Below are 20,176 nucleotides of genomic sequence, written 5' to 3' on the forward strand. Positions count from 1 at the left end.
AAAGGTGGACTTCTCTTGCTTCGGGTATCATCCATATCTTGAATCACGACTCACGATCCAAGAAAAGTGGGTACTAGGCATGGCTTTCGCCAATTTCTTCGACCGAACGGTCACCGCTGCGTCGAACGTACTTGCGAACTTCAACGTCGATTCCTACAAGGCTACCCTGTCAGCGCACACGGTCGGCCTGTATTTCGACGAGCAGGCGGCGACGTCGCCCGAAGGTCGTGCGACGTTGGACTTGTGCGTCAGGATCATGGCGCGCCTCTATCCGGCGATCGCCATCGCCGGGGTCGGAAGCAAGGCGGAAGCTTCCGGAAAGGAACTGGCGACGCTGGCCACCGCAATCAACGATGGCATAGACCTGTCCACCGACATTGCGCATTCGACGGTGGCGATCATCGTCGGCAAGACGGACCTGACCGGCGACATGACCAAGATATTCGTCGGATCGGACGGCTGGCGTGCGCGCCTCACCCGCGACGCTCCGATCGGATCAGGGCCGACCGCGAACCCGTTTGGCGCAGGGGCGGCCGCCTGTTTCGCCTGCGCCAACGTGTTTCGGTTCGTGTTTGCGCCCCAGCTGGTGTGCGGCGATCTAGATGATAGCATCGATGTCTCCCTGTTCGACTACCGGCACGGCACCGGATCGGCTCCGCAGCTGCCCGATCGTATCGATCTGGGAGATGCATACCTGGCCGGCCTCGGCGCTATCGGACACGGCGCCATGTGGGCGCTTGGCCGTCTGCCTGGTCTTATCGGAACGCTGCACACCGTAGATCACGACATCATCGACCTGTCGAACCTGCAGCGCTACGTCATGGCCTTGCAGAAGGATGTCGGCACGCCGAAATCCAAACTGTCGCGCCGATTGCTGAAACGAGAGGGTCTACGCATCACAGCGCATCCCCTGAAATGGAGCGATTTCGTCGCTGGGCGTCGGAATCGAACCTTCGAGCGCGTCGCAGTGGCACTCGACAATGCCGCAGACCGCGTCAGCCTTCAGGCGTCCTTGCCGCGTTGGATCGTGAACGCCTGGACCCAGGAGTTAGATCTCGGGATCTCGCGACACGGCTTCGATGACGGCAAGGCCTGTCTTGCCTGCCTTTATCTGCCATCCGGAACCGTCAAGAGCGAAGACGAGCGGGCGGCGGAAGAGTTGAAGATGCCGGAAGCGAAGCAGGAAGTCCGCGAGCTTCTGCAGAAAGGTGAAGGTGTATCTGAGAATTTCGTGCAGCGTGTCGCGACCGCATTCTCCGTCCCCTTCACCGAATTGCAGCCGTTCGTCGGTCAGCAGCTGATCAATTTCTATCAGAAAGCGATCTGCGGTGGGATGATGATTGGCCTAACGGGCACCGGCAATGCCGGGACGGCTGTCGTTCCGATGGCGTTTCAATCCGCGCTCGCCGGAGTGGTGCTTGCCGCAGATTTGGTGAAGCACGCCGCACGCTTGCCGATACCGCAATCGACCAGTACGCGAGTGAATCTACTGCGGCCTCTGGCTCCTGTATTAGCCGATCCGCGTGCTCGCGACACCTCGGGCAGGTGCATCTGTTCCGATCAGGATTTTCTCGACGCATACAGGCGAAAATACGCCATTGGCAGGACGGGTGGTCAGAACAGCCGGCGACGATAACTGGTCGCAGTGCTGCGATGGCTTAGCCAAGGTGGGAGTGAGCCGTGGCGGCCTCCGCTTCAAGGCGCGATGGACGCTCGATTGATCCACGCCGACTATCTTTCGAGCAAGGCGGACCGGACGCTGGACAGGTCGCCGCCCTGTACCTGCAGTAGGAGATCTTGAAGTACTTTGATGGAATTCGGGTTGCTCATAGTAACGCTCAAAGGTCGGTAGGTTAGGCCAATATAGCTTTACGCGCGCCGCGGGGGAAACGCTCGAAAGCGCGATCTGGCCGTTTCGGCTTACCGTGGGCCGGCCGCACGCCTAACGGCGCAGTCGCAAAGCGAAACGATGCAGCTCGACTCGGTCCTGATCCGTGAGATAGATGCGCGGGCCGGATATTCGTTCGTCCCACCTTTCAGGACGCGGCGCTCATCGATTTGCGAAATGAGATACGCAAAAGCCGGATTAAAGCGCCGGAGCGGCCAGCCCGTCTCCTCATGCAGTTCCTTAACACCGATAGTTTCCTTCTTCGCCAAGGCCATATCGACAAGAGTGACGACATCGACAGAGGGATCCGTCTTCACGGCATGGGGGTCGAACGTAATGTAGAGGTTGGCATTGCTCGTCATGCGCGGCAACCGCTTGGCAACGAACGAGGTCGTGTTGATGAAATCATCCGTTGACAGCTCGGCGACGGCGAAACCCAGTTCATCAATCGACGCATCCGGGAACGCGGCAATCAACTGGTCCTCGGGTATGAAGTCGCTATAGCCATGCGACTCCTTTGCGATCCACAGCCCAATTTTGACCGCCAGCGGTCCCAACTCACCAATCGTCAGGGCAGCAGGGTCCCTCGCAGGCGCTGCCATTATCGGCTTGGTCATCGAATTTTCGACGGGCGGCGGCGAACCGTTCGCCAGCCACGCGTCCATGCCATTTACGACCATCTGGCCGATCTCCGCGAATTGCAGGATGTCGTCGCCTACAAGCGGCACGGTCTCGCCAAGGCGCGCATCAGCGGCGTGCTGGGCGAAGGCAGCATCTGCGACCCCGAGATTATGCCCGATGACGTGACGCTTCTGGATGTTCAGCGTCAAAACCGCAAGCGCTACCGGCGGAAGCGCGGCATAGGGATCGAAGCCGAATTCCGCGAAACGCTGCTGGCCGCGCCCGATATTCTGAAACGCGTTACCGACCGCCTTTACTTCCGGCGAGCCCGCCGGGCGCGTTGCCACTTTGTAGAAACCGTCTTGAGGTGGCTTCGAAGGCGGTCAGCACGTCCTCGTGCGCATTCCCCATGAGCCGATAGGCGAGCTCGCTTTGGTCCGCCCCGAGACCATCCGCGAGCTCGACCTGATCCCGCACCAGCGCCACCTCGCGGGCGAAATGAAGATGGATGTTCGGGGCGCCACAGTCGGGACAGAACAACGAAATGGCGAAGACGCCGTAATCACGCCCGCACTCGTCGCAGACCAGCTCTCGCAACAAGTCACTGCGCGCGAACCGTGGAACCGGTGCAGGCCGGGCCCCGGTCTTAACTTTGATGAACTTGCTTCCTGAAAACTTCCGCCCGAGATCTTCAAACATCCCGTGGATCGCTTCCTGCATGTCTGCGTGCGCCGCGTGCTCAACGATCTTCTTCGCGGCAGCCAGGTCGTCAGGATGCGTGAAGTCATTATCGAGTGCGACGACGCCGCTATAGGGGCAAACCGTTTCCAGAATGCCCGGTTGATGCGACATGCGCGGCGTCATGGCCTCTGGTAACGCGAAACCCTCAACCCGATCGCCCATGACGAAATGTCGCGGATGCGCGTTTTCATTAGGCGAGTATCGATACACCCTGCCATCAGGCGTTTGCGGTAAGGGGATGCCTAGTTCCATGGTGCCGCCAATCTTGGCCCGCTGGTATTTCTCCAGATTGCGGAATCTCATGCGCAGAATCCCCGCCTTCAGTGCCAGATCGATGATTCGCTGGTCGAAATAGCACGCGCGCATTTGCGAAGAGTCAATCCAGCGAAGAGTCAATCCAGACCTCAATTCGCTCCTGCTAGCTCCCCGCGCAAAGAACTCTCGTGTCTACGCGTGCAACCCGGCTGTCCGCTTTCACCGAATCGGGCCACCATCTAAGATTGCGTATGGCCCGAAAATCACACCTACCATCGTTGGAGGATCTGTTCGACCTCCCCGAAGATTACCTTAAAGGACCACAAAGCAAGAGCCTCCGCCCCGCCCTGATCGAGGGAACTGAACGGGACGGCCGCCAGGATCGACTTCTGAAGTACTGGCCGAAAACCGGGACAGAAGCCGACAACGAGCTGCGCGAAATTTGGCGTCACGAGCGCCTGCAGGTGGATCGGATCATGAGCTACCCCGGCGCGGAGGACCTCTTCGCCGGCGTCGTCGCGATGATCGAGACATCGGACACCTTTTGTATCGTGCACGAGCCTGGGCCGATGCCGTTGGCCGGAAAGCTCCGCACAGCGCCGCGCCGATCCTGGATGAGAGCGCTTGATATACCTGCAAATCGAACCGTTCTCTGGCGAAACCTGGCGAGGCTCTCGCGAGCGCTCAGCATCCTGCATTCAAGAGGCCTTCTCCACGGCAGAATTGATGAGTACGCTGTTTTTACCGAGGCGATGTCTGAGCCGGATTTTCGACTAGGGGGCTTCGAGTGGAGCCTCGTTCTCGGCGACGGCGCTGCCGCGCCTCGAACCCTTCAAGCGGCAAGAGGCCGGATCGAAAGCCTAATATATTCCTATGCACACGACTGGAAGGCCTTAGGGTCTCTGTTCGCGAGTCTCGTCGGAGTCGATCCCGCTAAAGTGCGGGAAGAGGATCCTTATGCGGCAGGCACAACCATCGAATTAACAGAAGGAGAGATCGATTTCCTTCGGATGATGATTGACCCGGACCGCGACGAGGTCGTCGAAGCGTCCACTGTCATCAAAGCCGTCGGTGCGCTAGCGCGTGAGCTATCAGGACATGGCAACTCGCGATCGGGGAAATTCCTTCTTCTGTTTCGACCTAATCAGAAGATGTCGGAGGCAATTTATGACCTCAGCGAGCAGACCGTCGACTCAGCTGACGTACCTTCGCAAAGATTGTTCGTAGAAAGCGATCTTGCAACCGGTGCACGGATCGCGACTGCGTCCGGCGACGACGACCCGGATCATCTCTTCGTTCTGACGGACACCTCTTCTTACCGGGTCCAGCGGTTTACAGAACTCGGGGCCGAGACCTGGCAGGTCGGCGTAGTGACGGCAATAAAACCTCGCGACGAAGGCTTTGCGCTTCGAGAATGCGAGGTCTTTCCGGTGAGGCACACCATTGAAGTCCTCCCGAACAAGGAGGCGGTCGTAAAGGCTCTCTCCAAGGCAAGTAGCGATGCTTTGGAGTGGACCCTCCCGCTAGTCAGGGAAGCTCAGACTGAAGAAGATCCGGAGACACGAACACTCCGCCACGCGTTTCTGCTCGTTCAATCGGTTGAAGCGATACTGAGGGCGCTGGAAATACTGCCAATCGAGATTGTTGGCACACGCCGAGAATCCGGAAAGATCATCATTCAACTGGTCCCCCGCGCTACGGAGCGCGACGAAATTTCAGCAAGCATCGGAGGTCGAGCAGCGGCCGATCTCATGGAAAAGCTCTTCGACAAGGACGATCAAGGTGTAGACGTGGATTGGCGGATCAGCACTTCCGGGGGTCTTGGAGGAACGGGATCAGGTGACGTGCCGGCACGCTTTGAAACGACGATAAGAGGGGATGCGGGAGAACGCATATATGAATTTTCAGCGTTCGACCTGCCGCGGCGCGAGGACTCGTTGTTTCTCCGCAAGAAGGGAGATCACGGGACGGAGAGCTTGATCAAAAGGCGCTTACGGATCTCCCGCGTGATAGGCGAACAGCGCGACTTGGTGACCATGTTCGTCGATCCCCGGCGGAATCTAAAACCGTCGGGTGAACTTCTCGAAAAAGATAATCACTTTTTAGAACTCGACCCAGCCAAGCGTGATGCACTTGAGGCACTGTGGTCCACGTCTCCAACTCATTTGGTTGTCGGTCCGCCGGGCGTCGGAAAGACCAGGCTTGTAAGTGAGATTCTGCGACGGAAGCTCGCAAATGAGCCGGCCGCAAGCATTCTCGTCAGCTCTCAAAGCCATCAAGCCCTTGATCATGTGCTTCGCGCCACCAAGCGAGTACTCACGAAATTCGGTACGGATGCGATTGTCGTGAGATCACCGGGCCCAGAGGGAAGCATTTCTACTGACGCCGACATCAGACTCAGAGCGATCGAATATCTTGAGAAAGCATCGGAATCGACGCTGGCAACAAAATCACCGGCCGCTCTTCAGTCAGGCCTACGAGAGCTCCTGGACGCCTTCAAAAAAGCAGCAAGGCCCGACGCTGCTTTTACGGAGCAACGCGAGAATGAAGGGATGCGGGCCCACACAGCCCTTGTGCTCGACTCGGCAAACCTGGTCTTTTCGACTTCCACGTCGGCGGACGTAGAAAGAATGGTCGATGAAGGCTCGCAGTTTGACTGGGCGATCATAGAGGAAGCCGCAAAGGCGGCGGGTCCGGACTTACTCGCTCCGCTGTCGCTGTCCGGTCGCCGGCTCTTCATTGGCGATCACAAGCAGCTGCCACCGTTCGATAGCGAGCGAATAAATGCCATTCTGACCGACGGCTCAGTCGTTCGATCTCTTCTAAATGGCGCTGATCGGATTATCGGGTCGGCATTCTACGACACAGGCTTGGAAGAACTCACTGCGGTGGCCGCGGATGATACGCGGCTCGATCGCATCCGCGCCATGGCAGTCCGGGTATTCGAGCCCTTCCGAGCTCTCGTACTGGAGGACGAGTCTCGCAGAGCGATCGTGGGAGGTACGCGGAAAGCGGCATCGAGTGAGTTACTCGTCCAGCATCGAATGGATCCCGATATTGCGCGACTTGTGTCTGCCTGCTTCTACGACCATCGCTTGACGACAAGTGAAGAGCGGATCGCTGCTGCCGCTAAATCGCTTCCATTTTCGTTCGGCCCCGACTTTCCGTCTTCTCCAATCGTAGTTGTCGACATGCCGCATGTCAGCCGAACCGGCAGGGCTCAACCTGTCGAATCTGACCGACCCCGCTGGAATAATCGAGCGGAAGCGAGGACGATTGGAGCAATGCTACAGAACTTGCGGCCCATAGACCAAGAAGACGGGATGAAACCCTCTCTGGCCGTCTTGGCGCCGTACCGAGCCCAGGTCGGTCGCCTCACGAATGAGCTCGACGTATTGAAGGCAAAAGGGAACGGTCTCTTAGGGTTTGACAGCTTCAATAGCGACGACAGGTTTTGGGGAACGGTCGACTCGTCGCAGGGGAGCGAAGCGGATCTCGTCATTGTTTCGCTTGTCAGGAATAACCCCCGAACGGGGATCCCTGCCCTCGGGTTTTTGCGTGATCCGCGACGTATGAACGTCCTGCTCAGTCGGGCGCGGCAACAACTCGTCATCGTCGGGTCTCTTGAATTTCTCAGAGAGGCTACGCGGCACGCAACCGACGATCCGAAAGACGAGTTGTCTTTCGTAGTCCGTTTCCTGAACACGCTTGAATTGCTCACCAAGACGCGAGGTGCGCGTGGAGAACCAGCCGCCACGATCATTAAACCAAGCCAAATAAAGGGCACGGGGCGATGAGTGTGCTCGTAGCCGTTCCGATCAGACGGGCCTCGGCTCGCGCGGTGATCGAAAAGGGGCGCGGGTGGAGCGCACTCGACGAACTTGTCCTTTGGGCTCTATCGCGTGAAGATCAATCCGCGAGCAAGCTCGCAGACGATCTTGGCCTGCCACGCCGCGTCGTCCTGGTCATGATACTGCGCATGATGCGTTTTCGTCTGGTCGAGTCCACGATATTAGAGGGCCTTCCGGCGTTCCGCACCACGAGCTACGGAAGAGCAGTCGTTGCAAGCGGCTCTGAAATTCCGACGGCAAAACAGCGGGCAACACGGAACGTGGCATTCGTTTACGACACCATCTCGGGAACCGTCTACAGACGCCGTGACGTCCAGACGAAATCCGACATCATGATACAAAAGTTGCGCGAAAACGGCATCGACGTACGCGACATTCGCGTGAGAGGCGCACTTCCGAGAACGACTTCACGTGAAAATTTTTCGCGCATTCAGAAAGTTCTACGCGAAGATGAGAACCTGTTGTTCTTTGATGGAGACACGTTCTTCGAGCGGCAAAACGAATTTATGATGGTCATCGTTGATGGCGACGACATGCGTGGTCTTCCTGAGACGGCCCCGCCTGCGCTTGTGGCCGAGATTGCACGCGTTGCCAAAACTTCTCAAAAAGCTCGACCGATCATCGTCGACTCCATGATTCATCATGAGGACGAAGGACATGGCTTAGTTCCTGCCACACCGGTCAGGATCGAGGACGATGACATCGTTTTCGGTGGCGATGAACATCAAGCGGTTTGGAAAAGGATCATAGGTCAGGCTACGCGGCGTATTATTATTCACTCAACTTTTCTTCGTACCGAGCGGTTCAACGCGTGGTCTCGCGAGTTTAAGGAGGCCGTACGCAAGGGCGCGAAGGTAGATATTTATTGGGGCTCCGGGATTCCCGACGATCCGGGAGAGAAGACGATGCGACATGCGACGGCGTTGGCGCAGCAGATAGCCGCTGACGACCTGTTGCGTGACCGTGTCCGCATTCATCTCCGGTCTACGGGCTCGCACGCCAAGCTGCTCGTAGCCGACGATGGCCAGGAAAATTTTTTGGCAGTGGTTGGATCGTGCAACTGGCTGTACACAAATTTCAACAGATTCGAGATGTCTGTTGTTTTTCGTGAACCGGCCTTGGTTTCCCAGGCGCTGGAGAGCCTTGCAGCTCTGGTCTCGCGTCCTGGGTTTCGCGCTGAGACTACCGTCGAGTTGCACACGCGAGCCTCCACCATTGCGCGTCGCCCGGCGATTGGCGGCCCTCACCTCGCGAGATACATTCTTGGTTCGTCGCACGACGCAATTCTAAGAGAGGCTAGTGGAAGTGAGCCAAATCGTTTCCTGATAGCGAGCGACAAGTTTGGAAACTCTGCCTTTCCCGGCGCAATCATCCCTGCCGAGGTTGCCGCAGCCACCGCCCGGACCGAGCCAGTTGTTGTGTATGGCAGCACAACAGGTCAAGTGACCGGGATTGGCGCGGCCGGCCTCACGCCCGACCTGCGAGAACGGGGCGTTCGATTGTTACGGATCTCCGAAGGATTCCATGCCAAATTCTTGCTCTGGGGTGATGACGATGTCGTCATCACGAGCATCAATTGGTGTTCCTGGACGTCGCCGCCCGATTCACCGTTGGCCGAAATCGGTGTTCACATTCACCGAACAGGGTTAGCTCGTTCCCTTGCACATAGGCTCTCGCTTGAATGGCCGCAGCTGTGACGAGAGCTGCAGCATCCGATCATTGCAGAGATTGGCTGGGTCGACTCGCAGTGAAACCTTGGTTGGAAACGCGAGGGGCCTAGAACTCCGTGAATCTGACCGCTGTGCCCAGGTCAAGGCGCCAATTCCACCAGCAATTCATTGAGAACCGCGGCCAGGCCGGACGCGCGGATGAGTGGTCGAACGCCAACGGCCCGCAGCTTTGGCACTGCTCGGTGATAAACTGCAAGATTGGTTTGACCGTTCAACCGAGAGGGATAGATGATCCCGTCGGGCTGCTCGGGGTGCTCGTGCCAGGCGAGGGACCATTTTCGCGCTAGCGTCTGCGCCGAGGCACGGGCGACATCGGTCGGAACTCCCATGCGGATGGCGCGATCGTTCCGCAGGTCGACCATGGTCAAGGCCGACGCGACCTCGATCTCCGCATAGTTCCGCTCATGGAGTTCATGCTCACCCAAGAGGAGCGATCCGTCGGCACCATCGCGTCTGTCGCGCAATACGGCCTCAAGGAAGCAAACTTTCAACGTATCGCCAAGGTACAATACACCGAAACGATTGGCCTCGACGCGGCGTCGCGGATCGCTGAATCGGCTGGGTGATTTTCCGTATCCGAGTGGGTCTGGATAACGCCCAAGATAGATTCGTCCAAACCTCGCGCCCGCAGCCACGGTGTGGAGTTCGAGTCGCGACGTCGTCGAGGTCGCCGGTGGGTCCTTGGCAGCCACCTAGCGAAAATCTCCGCGTCCGACGCTCTCTGCCGCCGCGAGCAGGGCTTCTCCCTGCCCCTGCTCCAGCGCTTCGCGACCCGTCAGGCCGTCAAGTTCATCGTGGGGCTGTACGAGAAAACGGAAGATGGCCCAGGGACCGCCAAGCCGTTCCCGTAACGCCAGCAGCTCGGGATAGGGTCTTCCATTGCGATCGAGTTGCCAGACCGGAAAGCGGAAGCCACGCTTGGCTCCGTCCAACCCGAGAAGTTGTCCGTTTTGTCGTTTGGTGTTGATCGTTACACGCGTTGTGTGCAGCAACTCGGCAAGCTCGTCGGCGCTTCGCATGTCTTTGCCGGACAGGATCTCCGCAGCCCTGATCCGACCTCGGTCCCGCGCGGCAGCCAATGCCTGATTAAGCTCGCGGTTGCTTTCCTCATCTATGTCGACATTTTCTTTGGAGGTTACCTGCTCAACGGGCGCGGCGACAGCGTTGCCGGTTGGATCGACGTTGACGCGGAAGCTGAAGGAATGTCCCTCTTTGGTGCTCTTTTCGAGGGCCTCGCCGTAACGCTCGATCAGCAGGCGGACGTATTTCGGTTTCATGGCCATCGCCTTGGCGGCACCGCTGGATGCATTGACCTTGATGTCCCGGACAGGCCTGGATAGCAGTCCCTTCAGGTCTGTCATAAAGGACATGGTCAGCAGCGCCTTGGGCTTGCGCACCCGTGTCGCGGTCTTTCCTTGTGCTGATTTCTTCGCCTTTGCCATGATGGGCAGCTCCTGTCCTGAAACGCGGGCAGCTTTCCCTAGACAAGGTGGGAAATTCCGTTAAGTTCGTCAAGTCCGTAAAGCTAGTTTAATATGTTCATATTTTGTTCTTATTGCGGCGGACTGGTGTAAAGCCGTGCGATCTGCGCGCAGGAGCCAGCCACCTCGAACCGGAGACTTGATGTGTTCTTGAATGACCAGGAGACGGCAACCGATCTGCTCTATTACGAGGCGATCGCCAAGACTGTCGTCAGTCTCATCCGGAAGACGCCAGACGCCCCAGTGACGATCGGCGTGCACGGCGACTGGGGTGCTGGCAAATCAAGCGTTCTCAAGATGCTGAACGGCGCCTTCGCCGAGGACGGCCGGGTGCTCTGCCTGTGGTTCAACGGCTGGACGTTCGAGGGCTTCGAGGATGCGAAGACCGTCGTCATCGAAACCATCGTCGACGAGCTCCGCCGCGCCCGTCCTGCCTCGACGAAGGTCGCCGATGCCGCCAAGAAAGTGCTCAAGCGCGTCGACTGGCTGAAACTGGCGCGCCAGGCCGGCGGCTTCGCCTTCACCGCGGCGACCGGGATCCCGACGTTCGACCAGGTCAAGGGCCTCTATGACCTCGCCACCTCGTTCCTGGCCAAGCCGCAGGAGCATATCTCGATCGAGGACCTGAAGAGCGTCGCGAGCAAGGCCGGCGAGTTCATCAAGGACGTCCCCGAGGAGAGCGACAATCTGCCAGAGCACATCCATGCGTTCCGCGAAGAATTCAATGAGTTGCTCGATGCCGCCGATATCGACCAGCTTGTCGTCATCGTGGACGACCTCGATCGTTGCCTGCCGAAAACGGCAATCGCGACACTGGAGGCGATCCGGCTGTTCCTTTTTGTCGAGCGCACGGCCTTCGTGATCGGGGCCGACGAGCTCATGATCGAATACGCGGTGCGGGAGCACTTCCCGGACCTGCCGCCGAGCTCGGGCCCGATCAGCTATGCACGGAATTACCTCGAGAAGCTGATCCAGGTCCCATTTCGGATCCCCGCGCTTGGCGCGGCCGAGACACGGGTCTATGTCACGCTGCTGCTTGCCGAGAACGCGCTCGGCTCGACGGACCCGCGTTTCCTGAGGCTGCTCGCCGCGGCTCGCGAGGATATGAAACGACCGTGGAAGAGCCGGGGCCTGGATCGCCGCACGGTCGAAGCGGCCATGCAAGGGCCGGTGCCGCCGGAGGTCGACCAGGCACTGGTCATCAGCGCGCACGTCACCAAGATCCTGAGCGAAGGCACAAGGGGCAACCCACGCCAGATCAAGCGCTTCCTCAACTCGATGATGCTGCGTCACGGCATCGCCCAGGAGCGCGGCTTCGGTGCCGAGATCCAGCGGCCGGTTCTCGCCAAGATCATGCTGGCGGAACGGTTCTATCCGGACTTCTACGAGCAGATCGCGAGACTTGCTGCCAACCATCCCGATGGCTCCCCGGAGGCTGTCCGCGCCTTTGAGCAGTTCATGCGAAGGCCTGAGGAAGACGGCAAGCCATCGGGCAAGGGCGCGCGCAAGGTGGCGACCGAGCTACCGCCGCTTCCGCAGGAAGCAACCGAATGGGAAAAGAACGAATGGGCGAAGGGCTGGGCCGCGATCGACCCACCGCTCGCGGGCATCGACCTTCGCCCCTACGTGTTCGTCACGCGGGACAAGCGCAGCTCCCTGGGAGGGCTTGCAGCCGCCAGCCACCTCGAGGGGCTGGTGGAGAAGCTGATGGGTCCGCAGCTCATGGTACGAGGCGCAGCGGCCGAGATCGCGAAGCTTACCGGGCCCGAACCGGAGGAAGTCTTCGAGGCGATCCGGGCACGCATTCTCCAGGAGGACGAATTCAAGGGGAAGCCGAAAGGTGTCGACGGCCTCGTCCGCCTCGTGGAAGCCCATCCAGCGCTACAGCGCCGCCTGCTGGAGTTCGTCCGCGAGCTGCCCGCTGCGAAGGCTGGTGCGTGGGCTGCTTCGAGCTGGGGCAGTTGCTTCGCCGACACCGGCATCGCAGCCGAGTACCGGTCCGTCCTGCAAAGCTGGGCAGACCAAGCTGAGAACGCGCCCCTGCAAAAAAGCCGCGCAGGGCATCCTGAAATTCCCAAAGGCGAAATAGATGGGGACATCCAAGGGCTACGGCGGCCCGGCCAACGGCTTAGTCCCGTCATTTGTGGATGATCCCCTGCCCCCGGCCCGGCCGCGACCTCCCTCGATCCAGCCGGCCCTTCCCGGTACCCCGGGAGGTCCTGCGGCTCCGCCTTCACAACCCCATTCACCTGCGATCCCGACGACGCCCGCCTCCCCTCCCGGCGGTTCGCCGCTGCGGCCGGACAGGGGCGCCGGCGATTTCGGTGGGGCACGCAGCAATTTTACGCGCTTTGCCCGCACCGGCAGTCGCGGCTCGCTCGGCAGCGCGCTCTCCGACTACGTCCGCAAGGGGACCGGCAATGCCCGCCGTGCCGCCCGGCGAATGGGGGCGTCGCGTACAACCGCCGGAGGCCTTCTCGGCATCGTCCGGGACTTCCAGACCGTAGGCCCGACGGAAGCGCTTCGCCAACTAGATCTAGCCGCCCTAACTGGGGCTCCTGCCGCTGACGTTTTCGTCGCGCTGATGGAATTCATCTGTCCGCCCGGCGGCGCCGTTGACGAGGCGATCGCACGTCAGGCCATGCTGGAGTCGATCGGAGATATGGCTGAGGCCGGTGTCGGGAGCTTTGACACGCTGACACTCCAGCAGATGCAGGACTTCTTCCTCGATTTTATTGCACGCTCAATCGAGGGGCGGGTTATGGCCGACCTCGGGTCTCGCGGGATCACGCTTCCCGACGACGTTACCGCCGTGGAGAACGCGCAGACCCAGCTCCATGATTTCGTAACCGGCGCGACGCGCGGTGAACTCGCCGGCAAATTGGACAATTTGGACCGGCTCTCCGATCGGGACGTCCAGCTGGTCGTTGACCAGATTTACGAGACTGGCTTCGAGCTCGTCGCCGCAGCCGGGGAAGCCGCAGCATGAGGCATCACACGATCATCGGCCGACTGGGGCCCGCAGACACCGTTGCTGTCACTTCCACGCGGACCGACACGTTTTCGACAGAAATCAACTTTGTCGACGGCGACCATCGGCCGGGATTCGGCCTGGGCCAGGCACTCGACCAGCTCCACGCGCTCGGTCTCAGGCCCAGCGAAACCGCCGTTGATCTCGCCATGCTTGCGGCGGCCGTTACGGCCGCCGACACGCGCATCTCGCGGGCTGCCGACGCGAGCGACGCGTGGACACGCGAGATTGAGCTCAACGTGCCGGTCCGGAATCCTGATCTCTGGACGAGCCTTGCACCGCTGATCCGCACAACCCTGAACTTCCTGACTGGCGATCGTTGGCGCGTCTACTTCCGCCCCAGGATCGCGGCAATAGGCGAGCTCGCATCGGCTCCCACGAAGCTGCGCACGGCGACGCCGACCATTGTCAGCCTCTTTTCGGGAGGCCTCGACAGCTTCATCGGTGCCATCGATCTGCTCGCGTCCGGACAAATTCCAATGCTAGTGAGCCACTATTGGGATGGCATCACCAGCAAGCATCAGGCCTACTGTGCCGAGGTTCTCCAGAAACGGTTCGCCGGCACGACCGTGCATCATATTCGGGCTCGAGTCGGTTTCCCGATCGACATTGTCGAGACCGATTCGACCGAGGACACGCTCCGCGGCCGCTCGTTCCTGTTTTTTGCGCTCGCGGTACTGGCCGCAGACGCCGTCGGCGGCGACATGGTCGTATGCGTGCCGGAGAACGGCCTGATCTCTCTGAACGTGCCGCTCGATCCCTTAAGGCTCGGCGCGCTCAGTACCCGGACGACCCATCCCTTCTAGATGGCGCGGTTTGGTGAGCTACTGAAGGGGCTCGGCCTCCGGGTGCGCCTCCAGAATCCCTACGCCTTCCAGACCAAGGGCCAGATGGCGAAAGCCTGCGCAGACCTCGCGTTCCTCCGTAAGGAGGCAAGGAACACGATGTCCTGTTCCTCGCCCGCCAGCCGTCGCTACGATCCGGACCCGAGCCAGCGCGATCCCAAGCATTGTGGCCGCTGCGTCCCATGCCTGATCAGGCGCGCGGCGATCCTTGAAGCCTGGGGCATCGACGACACGCTCTATCGGATCGCTGACCTGCGCGCGCGAGTGCTCGACACAAAAAAGGCCGAGGGAGAGCATGTGCGCTCGTTCCAGCTCATGCTATCACGTCTTGCGCAAAAGCCGGATCGGGCCCGGTTCGACATCCATCGTCCGGGCCCACTGGTTGATCATCCGGATCGGCTGAAGGACTATGAGGCCGTCTATGTCGCAGGGCTGCAAGAGGTCGGCCGATTGCTGCAGGGCGTACGGGCGCGACCACAATGACAACTTCTCCGAACCGGCCTGCCCGCTGGGTGGACTTCCACTGCCATCTTGACCTCTACAAAGATCACGTGGCGCTGATCGCCGAATGTGATCGTGAGCGTGTGGCAACGCTTGCGGTTACCACGACGCCCAAGGCATGGCTTCGCAACCGCGAGCTGGCAGCACGATCCGACCACGTGCGCGTGGCTCTTGGCCTCCATCCTCAGCTCATCGACGAACGCGAAAGCGAGCTGCCGCTCCTCGAGCACTATCTCCGGGACGCTCGTTACGTCGGCGAGATCGGCTTGGATGCGGGACCCCGCTTCTACCGGAGCTTTCCGGCCCAAGAACGTGTTTTCGTAAGGATCCTGCGAGCCTGCGCCGATCAGGGAGGCAAGGTGCTCACAGTGCATAGCGTGCGTGCGGTCGGAAAGGTACTTGGCCATGTCGACCGCGAGTTGCCGCCGGATCGGAGCCGTGTTGTGTTGCACTGGTTCACCGGAACGGCCGCAGAAGCGCGTCGGGCGGTCGCGTTGTGCTGCTATTTTTCCGTGAACGGCGAAATGCTCCGGTCGCCGAAACATCGTCAGCTGGTCGCCGGTTTACCTGCAGATCGCCTGCTTACCGAAACTGACGGTCCGTTTGTAGAGGTGGAGGGACGTCCCATGCGACCACGCGACGTGGCCCAAACCGTAGCTAAACTTGCCCTATTGCGAGGCGTCAGCATCGAGGCGATGGAAAGCGCGATTCTCAACAACCTTCGCGCGCTTCTGAACGAGGCGGGTTCGTGAGCGTCCAGGCGTCGAAGAATAACCTCGCTCGCGAGCTGTTTGTGCGGACCGCGGATGAGAACTATGTCACCGCCCGCTGGTGTGCCAACAACCGATTGAACACCGACTTCCTTTGGCTCGCAGTGCATGCGCTCGAGAAGTATCTAAAGGCGGCGCTGCTCGTGAATGGGCATGACACGAGGGGCTATGGCCACGATGTCGTTCGACTCTACCGGCATGTAAACGGTTTTGCCGGTGCGCTCTTGCCCGATCGACTTGAAAAACCGGTCGAACTCGACATCTTCCTTTGGCGGGAAAGATCCGCCGAAGAATTCATGGCGCATCTTCTGGACAACGGGAACGCCGACAATCGTTACGCCATCTATGGCTATGTCACGAGCACACAGGACCTCCACATGCTCGACGCCATGGTATTCGCGATCCGTCGGCTCGTCTGCGAGCTCGACGGCAGGGTATTTACGGGCGACGAACCTGATCTACCGACCTTCACACATCGCGAGATTCTCACCCGCCAGCCCGACTACTACGGTCGAAAGGGTATGCCACTCGATATTCTGATCGGCACGCGCGAAGATACGCCGTTGCGTGAGGCGGCACTCAACCTCAACCTACCCTTCGCACCTTGGGATTTCGCACATCGGCCGATGCCGGAAGGAGCAGCATCCAGCAATCCAGTTATCATCCGTCGGATACTCGATCCGCTGGCAAGTGATGACCCAGTCTACGCTGCGGAAGGCATCGAAATAGCGCGCTGGTTTCTGGCCAATGTTCAGGTCCCGAGAGGAACACCGGGAAGTCCTGGTGTGCGGGAGCAGATCTTGGAAGCAGTTGATACGGCTCGCACACGACACCGTCTCCCGTAATGCGCTGTGAACTAAGATCCCATTAGTTGGCCGAGCGGCGCTTTTCCAAATGTCTGGCTTCTCAATGGAACGACCAGCCCGCCCGCAGGTTCTTGATTTCAGTAGCAACCATTGGATTGACCGAACTCCGAATGGCGGAATCAATATCAGTTTGATTATTCACGATTTCAACGCGCGTTTGGAAAAAGCGCAGAATTTCGTTCTAGCAACATCCATAGCTTGGCAGCTGTTTCCAAATGACAAGTGAGCTTGCGAGATGAAGCGGTCCTTTAAGACCTAGCCGCACCTTTCGTACTCAGTCTCTAAGCCGAGCTTGGCCTTTCCGTCAGTTGCAGCGCGACGCCGGCCGCTCCGGGCAAAGAAAGAGGGAAGCAGGTTCAAATCGCGGAGGCGCAACACCCGACTGTTGCGAAACGCGAACGGCCCCCCTTCCGGATCGCCTTCGGTAGTTGCGCAAGAATCGGTGGTTGCGGGGGCCCGCAACACTCGACTCGTGCGATTGATCGAGAGCACGATTCCGCGATTGGCTGCGTAACGTGACCGTTGCCCTCCGAAGACAAAGGTCACGCGTTCGAATCGTGTCGGGTGCGCCAATTTGCCGTTATTTTGCAGTGTGATATGCGCGGCCAAACCGAACCCTCAAGTTTTTGTCGTTCGCGCTAGTAAGCAATTCGAACTGTATATCTCGAGCGTGCCTGTGGGCCTCCGTTTGTCGCTGCCGAAAAACGCGCGCGTGTCTGCTTTACCGCCGCACGCAGATGAGCACATGAGGCCTCCCCTCGCACGCATGATCAAGGCAATAAACCCCAACGGGCTATTCTGCCTATGGGAGTTGGGGCCTGCTGTGGGAATCATGAGGCGCATTCTTTGCTGCGAACGCAGAAACAATTCCGATCGCTTTAAGGCCGGTGCCGTTTCGCCCAGAAGCGACAATGGGTCCAGCGGATTTCCTGTCTATAGAAAGCCGCGCGATGATTGACATCAGTGTCCCGAATGCGACCGACCTCGGCGGCGTATTCCGAGAGCGCCACATCTTCTCCGTCGAACCAGCGATCTGCCGCCTCGGCAGCGGCAAGGCCGAGATACAGCGCATTGAACAGGCCTTGCGCCGCGATCGGATCGAACGCAAGCGCGGCGTCGCCGGCGGCCAGCCAGTTTTCGCCGGCGGCGGTTTCGAGCCACTCCGCCGGAATCGGCCGTCTCTCAAAACGAACGCGCATCAAGCGGTGCCCTTTGCAGCAAGTGCCGTTCAAGACCACGTGCTGCTAGTGTTCTGTCCCGGAAAATTCGTTGACAAAGTCGCGCGAGTTTCTGGAGGATGGAATCCGCGGTAGCGGTCCAAACGAAGGGACGTGAATTTGCATTGTGGGTGCGGATAAAGCGGTCGATTTTTGTGATGAGGTCGGTGGTGGAATCGAACGATCCTCGCCGAATGGCGCGTTGGGTGATGAGCGCGAAGAAGCGTTCGACCCTGTTGAGCCAGGAGGCGTAGGTTGGCGTGAAGTGAATGTGCCAACGCGGCCGGCGGGCGAGCGAGGCCCTGACCTTGGGATGCTTGTGGGTGGCATAGTTGTCGACGACGAGATGGATGTCCAGTTGGTCCGGCACGTTACCTTTCGATGTGACGCAGGAAGGTGAGGAACTCCTGGTGGCGATGGCGGGGTTTGCACTGAGCGATAATTTCGCCGTCGAGCACGTTGAGGGCGGCGAACAAGGTGGTCGTGCCATGACGCTGGTAGTCGTGGGTGACACCCTCGATGTAGCCGAACCCCATAGGAAGCATGGGTTGGGTTCGTTCGAGGGCCTGAATTTGGCTCTTTCTCGTCGACGCAAAGCACCACAGCTTTGTCAGGCGGATTAGAGCCCGACGACGTCACGCAACTTCTCGACAAAGAAGGGATCGGTCGAGAGTTTAAAACTGCGGGTACGGTGAGGTTGCAGACCGAAGAGTTGGAACAGGCGATGAACCGTGCTTTTGGCAATTCCCGTCTGTTGGGCGATGGCGCGCACGCTCCAATGGGTTGCGGTTTTGGGCTTGCGAGCGAGTGTCTTGGTGATCAGCTCGGCCACAGCCTCATCCTCAACCATGCGGGGCCTGCCGGTACGCATCTCGTCGTAGAGACCCTCGATGCGATTTGCGATGAAGCGATTGCGCCATTTGCCGATCGTATGTGGACCGATACCAAGCCGCGTCGCCACGAGGGCGTTGCTCGGCTCACGTTCGCAGGCAAGCACGATCTTTGCTCGCAGCGTCGGCGCCGCAGGGAGCGACCGCGACCGTGTTATGGCCGTGAGCTGCGTGCGCTCGTCGCTGGAAATCGTCAGCATGGCCTTCGGGCGTCCGGTGCGCATCGGGTATCTCCTTGGGGACACCCGAAACACATGCAATTATTATGCTACGAACTAACGGGACAGAACACTAGCAGCGCGCTTCAACTTAGGGATTTTCCCGATAGCCGAGGCGATCGGAGATTCACGACAAACTTTGTTCAGTCCGGCCTCGCAACCCAAATCACGAGCTCGCGTGCAAGCGCGCCGAACGTATGATTGAACGCGGCTGCCGCCTCGGACGGTGCGAGCGGGCCAATCGCTTCGGTTTTGTCAAAGAGCCTTGCAACCTTTACCTGGCCTGCCTGGTCGACGATCTTCGCGGACAAGGAGATCGTCGCGCGTGGCTGTGTTCCAAGCACAACTTCGGAGCGACGCAGGCCGATCAGGAGGCGCGATGCCCCCTCTATACCGCTTTCGGCGCGCAGCGGCGCATGTGCGATGTCGTATTCTCGAAGCTCTGCAGCAGCCGCGCCTTCACCAGCGCCGGATGCACGCAGCTGCCTTCGCTATCCCTCGACGCAACCGGAAATTGCGCTAATCTCGCAACTCACGGCGCAAGGAATAACGACGCCGAGGAAGCTTCAACAGACCCATGCGGTAAAGCAAGCGGTTCTGCCGCGCCTGCGTCGCATGCAGGCTTGGCGCCGAACACGACTGCAGCGCCTTCTCGCAGATCCTGATATCGCCGAGAATGATCCGGATCGGCACAAGTCCACCAAGGCCGCGCGGCATTACATGGCCGTCTCTATGCGCGCGGAAGCCGTCCTACGCGGCCTGATCGAAGGTTAAGTCCAGCCGCTCCGCAAGAGCTGCCGATGACCGTGTCTGCTCATCCACTTGGCGCGGGAGAGATGGCTCTCATAGGCGCGGCGGGCGCGCTCCGGCTCGCGTTTGGAATCGATCTGCAGCACGACCTCCGCGACTTCCCGCAAGTCGGCACCGTCCGCATCCGCATCCAATAGACGCATGTAGGTAACGGCGTGCTCGCGGTCATACGGGGTCAGGGTCGGATCGCTCGGTGCGGCGTCGAATGGCATAGCAGTTTCCCGGCTCAAGCTGGCAAGGATCGCTGGAGATTGTGGGCTTTTTATAGTGTTCCGAGCTATGCGGGAAACTGGGTGATGACGGACTGAGATAGGCGGCGTATCGAGGCGGGTGTCGAAGCCTGCCAGAACCTCTCTCAAGGAGAGCAATACGCCATGAATGAGACTAGTACCTCTACACAGAGGTTTTGACTGATTGGTTTGGGATTTCCAAGACGGGGAGCTGTTCAGGAGGGACCAGCA

General features: G+C 59.6%; 17 protein-coding genes and 1 pseudogene. 9 read left to right on the forward strand and 9 right to left on the reverse strand.

What is annotated here, in order from left to right; genetic code table 11:
• A partial coding sequence (locus AC5ZG5_RS43345; protein WP_496165529.1) for an E2 ligase fold family C protein occupies window positions 1–1,636 on the forward strand: 1,636 nt, incomplete at its 5' end.
• 284 nt (window positions 1,637–1,920) lie between these two features.
• Here AC5ZG5_RS43345 and AC5ZG5_RS43350 read toward each other — a convergent pair.
• On the reverse strand, window positions 1,921–2,718 hold the full coding sequence (locus AC5ZG5_RS43350) for a hypothetical protein (RefSeq protein WP_456646752.1): 798 nt from the start codon (window positions 2,716–2,718) through the stop codon (window positions 1,921–1,923).
• Between the two features lie 91 nt (window positions 2,719–2,809).
• Entirely contained in the window at window positions 2,810–3,646 is an 837-nt protein-coding gene (locus AC5ZG5_RS43355; RefSeq protein ID WP_456646753.1) for a hypothetical protein, read from the reverse strand.
• Between the two features lie 110 nt (window positions 3,647–3,756).
• Here AC5ZG5_RS43355 and AC5ZG5_RS43360 point away from each other — a divergent pair, with 110 nt between their 5' ends.
• On the forward strand, window positions 3,757–7,302 hold the full coding sequence (locus tag AC5ZG5_RS43360; protein ID WP_456646754.1) for an AAA domain-containing protein: 3,546 nt from the start codon (window positions 3,757–3,759) through the stop codon (window positions 7,300–7,302).
• Window positions 7,299–9,053 carry a phospholipase D-like domain-containing protein gene (locus tag AC5ZG5_RS43365; protein WP_456646755.1) on the forward strand — a complete coding sequence of 585 codons (1,755 nt, stop codon included), beginning with the start codon at window positions 7,299–7,301 and terminating at the stop codon, window positions 9,051–9,053. Before AC5ZG5_RS43360 ends, AC5ZG5_RS43365 begins: the two co-directional genes overlap by 4 nt.
• A 113-nt stretch (window positions 9,054–9,166) precedes the next feature.
• Here the strand turns inward: AC5ZG5_RS43365 and AC5ZG5_RS43370 are convergent, their stop codons facing one another.
• Both AC5ZG5_RS43370 and AC5ZG5_RS43375 read right to left on the reverse strand, forming a co-directional pair.
• On the reverse strand, window positions 9,167–9,721 hold the full coding sequence (locus tag AC5ZG5_RS43370) for an RES family NAD+ phosphorylase (protein ID WP_456646756.1): 555 nt from the start codon (window positions 9,719–9,721) through the stop codon (window positions 9,167–9,169).
• A 57-nt stretch (window positions 9,722–9,778) separates the two neighbouring features.
• Window positions 9,779–10,447 carry an XRE family transcriptional regulator gene (locus AC5ZG5_RS43375; protein WP_456646768.1) on the reverse strand — a complete coding sequence of 223 codons (669 nt, stop codon included), beginning with the start codon at window positions 10,445–10,447 and terminating at the stop codon, window positions 9,779–9,781.
• A gap of 264 nt (window positions 10,448–10,711) precedes the next feature.
• On the opposite strand from AC5ZG5_RS43375, the gene qatA reads away from it, so the two are divergent.
• Genes qatA through AC5ZG5_RS43405 form a run of 6 tightly spaced genes read left to right on the forward strand, consistent with a single transcriptional unit; the run spans window position 10,712 to window position 16,559 of the window.
• Window positions 10,712–12,718, forward strand: a complete 2,007-nt coding sequence (gene qatA / locus AC5ZG5_RS43380; protein WP_456646757.1) for a Qat anti-phage system ATPase QatA — start codon at window positions 10,712–10,714, stop codon at window positions 12,716–12,718.
• Window positions 12,657–13,556, forward strand: a complete 900-nt coding sequence (gene qatB / locus AC5ZG5_RS43385) for a Qat anti-phage system associated protein QatB (RefSeq protein ID WP_456646758.1) — start codon at window positions 12,657–12,659, stop codon at window positions 13,554–13,556. The genes qatA and qatB overlap by 62 nt, the downstream gene beginning before the upstream one ends.
• Window positions 13,553–14,404: a Qat anti-phage system QueC-like protein QatC gene (gene qatC, locus AC5ZG5_RS43390; protein WP_456646759.1), complete on the forward strand. Its 852-nt coding sequence runs from the start codon at window positions 13,553–13,555 to the stop codon at window positions 14,402–14,404. The genes qatB and qatC overlap by 4 nt, the downstream gene beginning before the upstream one ends.
• Window positions 14,405–14,926, forward strand: a complete 522-nt coding sequence (locus tag AC5ZG5_RS43395) for a hypothetical protein (RefSeq protein WP_456646760.1) — start codon at window positions 14,405–14,407, stop codon at window positions 14,924–14,926.
• Window positions 14,923–15,696 (forward strand): Qat anti-phage system TatD family nuclease QatD, encoded by a 774-nt coding sequence (gene qatD / locus AC5ZG5_RS43400; protein WP_456646761.1) that lies wholly within the window; start codon window positions 14,923–14,925, stop codon window positions 15,694–15,696. Before AC5ZG5_RS43395 ends, qatD begins: the two co-directional genes overlap by 4 nt.
• Window positions 15,693–16,559: a HEPN domain-containing protein gene (locus AC5ZG5_RS43405; RefSeq protein ID WP_456646762.1), complete on the forward strand. Its 867-nt coding sequence runs from the start codon at window positions 15,693–15,695 to the stop codon at window positions 16,557–16,559. The genes qatD and AC5ZG5_RS43405 overlap by 4 nt, the downstream gene beginning before the upstream one ends.
• Before the next feature lie 899 nt (window positions 16,560–17,458).
• On the opposite strand, the gene AC5ZG5_RS43410 is transcribed toward AC5ZG5_RS43405, so the two are convergent.
• The 5 genes and pseudogenes from AC5ZG5_RS43410 to AC5ZG5_RS43430 form a co-directional block, all read right to left on the reverse strand.
• A complete protein-coding gene (locus AC5ZG5_RS43410) occupies window positions 17,459–17,779 on the reverse strand; it encodes an NAD(P)/FAD-dependent oxidoreductase (RefSeq protein ID WP_456646763.1) in 321 nt (106 codons plus the stop codon).
• A 45-nt stretch (window positions 17,780–17,824) separates the two neighbouring features.
• Window positions 17,825–18,911: pseudogene (locus AC5ZG5_RS43415) on the reverse strand (IS630 family transposase).
• Between the two features lie 137 nt (window positions 18,912–19,048).
• Complete coding sequence (locus AC5ZG5_RS43420; RefSeq protein ID WP_456646764.1) at window positions 19,049–19,216, reverse strand: hypothetical protein; 168 nt, start codon at window positions 19,214–19,216, stop codon at window positions 19,049–19,051.
• Between the two features lie 208 nt (window positions 19,217–19,424).
• On the reverse strand, window positions 19,425–19,622 hold the full coding sequence (locus AC5ZG5_RS43425) for a hypothetical protein (RefSeq protein WP_456646765.1): 198 nt from the start codon (window positions 19,620–19,622) through the stop codon (window positions 19,425–19,427).
• 53 nt (window positions 19,623–19,675) lie between these two features.
• Window positions 19,676–19,927, reverse strand: a complete 252-nt coding sequence (locus AC5ZG5_RS43430) for a DNA -binding domain-containing protein (protein WP_456646766.1) — start codon at window positions 19,925–19,927, stop codon at window positions 19,676–19,678.
• Between the last annotated feature and the right edge of the window lie 249 nt (window positions 19,928–20,176).

This window comes from Bradyrhizobium sp. Ses1 (genome assembly GCF_059512365.1).